This is a genomic window from Empedobacter sp. UBA7252 (assembly GCF_002472765.1).
Taxonomy (GTDB): domain Bacteria; phylum Bacteroidota; class Bacteroidia; order Flavobacteriales; family Weeksellaceae; genus Empedobacter; species Empedobacter falsenii_B.
In genome coordinates this window covers 1-3,923 of the sequence record NZ_DKSQ01000028.1, presented here as the reverse complement: position 1 = coordinate 3,923, position 3,923 = coordinate 1, and the positions used below count along the sequence as shown (strand labels likewise).

Annotated in this window: 4 protein-coding genes; 2 read left to right on the top strand and 2 right to left on the bottom strand. The window is 32.8% G+C overall.

Annotated features, from left to right (window positions below):
* The coding region (locus tag B2X73_RS04200) for a DUF5723 family protein (protein WP_291095808.1) at positions 1-876 on the bottom strand (876 nt) is incomplete at its 3' end.
* 112 nt (positions 877-988) lie between these two features.
* Positions 989-1,780, bottom strand: coding sequence for a TIGR00266 family protein (locus tag B2X73_RS04195; RefSeq protein ID WP_286495514.1), 792 nt, complete (start codon positions 1,778-1,780; stop codon positions 989-991).
* A gap of 143 nt (positions 1,781-1,923) precedes the next feature.
* On the opposite strand from B2X73_RS04195, the gene B2X73_RS04190 reads away from it, so the two are divergent.
* Both B2X73_RS04190 and B2X73_RS04185 read left to right on the top strand, forming a co-directional pair.
* Positions 1,924-2,256 carry a 2Fe-2S iron-sulfur cluster-binding protein gene (locus B2X73_RS04190; protein WP_286495515.1) on the top strand — a complete coding sequence of 111 codons (333 nt, stop codon included), beginning with the start codon at positions 1,924-1,926 and terminating at the stop codon, positions 2,254-2,256.
* A 96-nt stretch (positions 2,257-2,352) separates the two neighbouring features.
* The coding region (locus tag B2X73_RS04185) for a 5'-3' exonuclease H3TH domain-containing protein (RefSeq protein WP_291095806.1) at positions 2,353-3,923 on the top strand (1,571 nt) is incomplete at its 3' end.

The following is a 3,923-nucleotide window of genomic DNA, read 5'->3' as shown; positions in this document are numbered from 1 at the left end:
ATTTGCCGAAAATTTGAAATCATATAATTCATCATTCGCTCTTCTGTTCACAAAAGAAATTCCTAAATCTATTCCAACTCCATTTCCTCTATTTCGTAAAACATATTTATCTCGATCAAAATCATAATTGGTAGAATATCCTGCTTTTATATCATAATTTGACGCATAAATATTTGCATCAGGATTGTCGATTGTACTTGTTATAGTTGGTTCAGCTTCTAATTTTATCGCGTTTTTACTTTTGATATACGCGCCATCTAAACCCAAAAGATATTTAATATTTGCCCCAATAATAACTTCAGAAGTATTAGTTGTATACAAATTTGTCGCAACATTTAAGCCTAATTCAGCCCAATTCATTGCATTTGTCTTTGTAGGTTCAAACTCATAATTTTTTGGTTCTATTTCATTCTGATTACTAAAACGAAAATAATTATCTAAATCTTTAATAGAACCTTGTGTACGAAGTCGGGTGAAAATTCCAAGACGATAAGTTTGATTATTAATTTTCTTTTTAAAAGAAACGGAAGGTCCCAGAAAATCATTTTCCAAATGATAAGAAATCGTATTTCTAGTTGCGAAATCTAAAATATTAGAATGCGTTTCTCCTCTTATTCCAGCTTTTATATTTGCTGATTTTGTTTCACCTTTTATTAAACCTAATACGTTTTGATCGGATACGTAAGCGTAATCATTTCTGAATAAAATATCCTCAGAAATAATATTAATATCCCATTTATTCGGGTTAAAATATGAAGTTGTCGGAGAAAAAACACTACCGTTAATCCCGCTATATTGATCATTACTAAAAGATAAAATATTTTGTCCAAACGTAAATCCTGAACAAAAAATAACGGTTAATAGAAGTTTTTTCAAATGATAAAATTTTTATTAAAAATAAGAAAAATCAATTGAAATAAATTACGGTTTTACGTACAGCTCAAAAAAAAGAGTTTCAATTTGAAACCCTTCTTTATAAAATTAAATTTTAATCACCATCAATTAATCTTCCTAAACCTCCTAAAATAGAACCTTCACCTTGTGAAGAACCGCCTGCAGAAGGTGCATGTGCAATAATACGATCAGCCAATCGGCTAAAAGGTAAAGATTGTATATATACAACACCAGGACCTCTTAATGTAGCAAAGAAAACACCTTCTCCTCCGAAAAATGTATTTTTAATTCCGCCTATAAATTCGATATCGTAATGAACAGATTGTTCGAAACCAACAATGCAACCTGTATCAACTTTCAGAACTTCGCCAGCTTGTAAAACACGACGATGTAATGTTCCACCAGCATGAATGAAAGCCATTCCGTCGCCTTCTAATTTTTGCATAATGAAACCTTCTCCTCCAAAAAGTCCAGTTCCTAATTTTCGATTAAATTCAATTCCAACCGAAACTCCTTTTGCAGCACAAAGAAAAGCATCTTTCTGGCAAATAAATTTTCCGTTCACTTCTGGTAAATCTATCGGAACAATTTTTCCTGGATATGGTGCAGCAAAAGACGCTTTCTTTTTTCCTTGTCCGTAATTTGTGTACGAAGTCATAAACAAACCTTCACCTGTTAACATTCGTTTTCCGGCATTTAATAATTTTCCGAAAATTCCACCACTTTGTTGAGAACCATCGCCAAAAATTGTTTCCATTTTTACACCATCATCCATCATCATAAAACTACCTGCTTCTGCTACAACAGTTTCTTGTGGATCTAATTCAATTTCGACAAATTGCATTTCTTCACCGTAAATTTTATAATCTATTTCGTGTGAATTCATTTTTTTAATTTTACTAATTAGTCGACAAAATTCGTAATTCGTAACAGTTCTTATTTAAAATTAGTATTAAATATGAACCAATGAGGTATATTCTTTTTTTGAAAGTAAACAATCCGTATTTTTGTTTAACTTGAAAAAGTATTATGGCAGATATTAAAATTACAATTATAGATAGAGAAGGTGTTTCGCACGAAGTTGACGCGCCTACTGATATGAATATGAATATCATGGAGCTTGTGCGCGCCTACGAATTAGCACCAGAAGGAACCATTGGTATTTGTGGTGGAATGGCGATGTGTGCTTCTTGTCAATGTTATGTCTTAACACCAGAAATTCAATTACCAGAAATGACGCCTGATGAAGATGCAATGTTAGCAGAGGCATTTAATGTGAAAGATAATTCACGTTTAGGTTGTCAGTTACATCTTTCGAATGAAATGGATGGATTAGTTGTTGAATTAGCACCAGAATATTAAATTTTAGTTTTACGTGGTACGTTATAAGTTCTACGTTACAATTTTGTTATTATCGTTTAGCGTAAAACGTTTGGCGTAATACTTAAAACTTATTAAATGAATCAATTAGATAAAAGACTTTTTTTGTTAGATGCTTATGCCTTAATTTTTAGAGGGTATTATGCATTTATCAAAAATCCACGAATCAACTCAAAAGGTTTCAATACATCGGCAATTATGGGATTTACGAATTCCTTGTTCGATGTCATTCGACGTGAACAACCAACGCATTTGGCGGTTGTTTTTGATGTTGGTCAAGCAACAGTTCGTACGGTAGATTATCCTGAATATAAAGCAAATCGTGATGAAACGCCAGAAGCCATTCGTCAAGGCGTTCCGTATATTCAAGATATTTTACGAGCGTTAAAAATTCCAGTACTTTTCGCCGAAGGTTACGAAGCAGATGATGTGATCGGAACATTAGCACAGAAAGCAGAGAAAGCTGGTTATACAACTTATATGGTGACACCCGATAAGGATTTTGCGCAATTGGTAACGGAAAAAATTAAAATGTATCGTCCTGCTGCAAATGGAAAAGGTGTTGAGATTTGGGGAATTGAAGAAGTAAAAGAAAAATTTGAAATCGACGATCCAATTCAAGTTATCGATTACCTTGGAATGATGGGTGATGCTGTGGATAATATTCCAGGTTTACCAGGTGTTGGAGCAAAAACGGCAAGTAAATATTTGAAAGAATTTGGATCATTGGAAAACCTTTTAGCGAATACAGATAAGCTGAAAGGGAAAGCTAAAGAAAAGATTGAAGAGAATAAAGAGCTTGGAATTCTTTCGAAGAAATTAGCAACGATTATTACAGATGTTCCTGTAGAATTTGATGAAGAAGATTTAACGGTTTGCCCGCCAGATATAGAAAAAGTTACTGAACTTTTCACGGAGTTAGAATTCCGTCGTATGTTAGAAACGGTTTACAGAATTTATGGTTTGGATGTTTCGGGAATTATCAAAGAAGCGCAAGAAGAAATTTCTGCGGCAAGTCAGATTTCTTCGAATCAAGTGCAAATGGCTCAACAATCATTGTTCGATTTTACGTCTGATGAAGAAATCGTTCCACAAAATTCAGCTTTTACAGATATTTCAACAACCAATCATTTGTATCAATTGATCGATACAAAAAAAGGTCGTGAGATTTTGTTGCGAAATATTCTGAAACAAAAAGAAGTGACATTCGATACAGAAACGACTTCACAGGATGCATTGGAAGCAGAATTAGTCGGAATTTCGTTTTCTTGGGAAAAAGGAAAAGGATATTATATACCTTTTTCTACTGATTTTGAAGAAACAAAAGCAATTATCAATGAATTTAAACCATTTTTTGAAGATGAATCAATTTCGAAAATTGGTCAAAATCTAAAATATGATATTAAAGTTTTAAACAAATATGACATTGTTGTTTTAGGTCAAAATTTTGATACGATGATTGCACATTATTTGATTAATCCAGATATGCGTCACAATATGGAAGTGTTGTCAGAAACATATTTGAGTTATCAACCAGTTTCAATCGAAAGTTTGATTGGAAAAAAAGGAAAGAATCAAAAGAATTTCCGTGATGTTCCGTTGATGGAGCAAACCGAATATGGAGTAGAAGATTCTGATATTACAAATCA